Source organism: Psychrobacter sp. GW64-MNA-CIBAN-0177, assembly GCF_040309585.1.
GTDB lineage: Bacteria > Pseudomonadota > Gammaproteobacteria > Pseudomonadales > Moraxellaceae > Psychrobacter > Psychrobacter okhotskensis.
Genome location: NZ_JBEOOY010000079.1, coordinates 1 through 381 on the forward strand (window position 1 = coordinate 1; position 381 = coordinate 381).

Here is a 381-nt window from a genome sequence, read left to right on the forward strand (position 1 = left end):
GCACAAAGCCTAGCGTTATTATTACGTGCAGGAGCGTTGATCGCGCCAGTGACCATTGTGGAAGAAAGAACTATTGGCCCAAGCTTAGGTGCTGAAAACATCCAAAACGGTGTTCAAGCGATGATTTGGGGCATGGTTGTTGTTCTTGTATTTATGATGGTTTACTACCGTGCATTTGGTTTTATTGCCAACCTTGCATTGATGGCAAACTTAATTATGGTTGTTGGTGTGATGTCTATGATCCCAGGTGCGGTATTAACCTTGCCAGGTATTGCGGGCATGGTATTAACGGTGGGCATGGCGGTTGACGGTAACGTACTTATTTTTGAACGTATCCGTGAAGAACTTCTTGGCGGTCGCAGCGTACAACAAGCTATCCAT

General features: G+C 45.4%; 1 protein-coding gene. It reads left to right on the forward strand.

Going from position 1 to position 381, the window contains the following annotated elements; translation table 11 throughout:
- On the forward strand, positions 1–381 hold a 381-nt coding region (locus AAEY79_RS14250; RefSeq protein ID WP_352288894.1), incomplete at both ends, for a SecD/SecF family protein translocase subunit.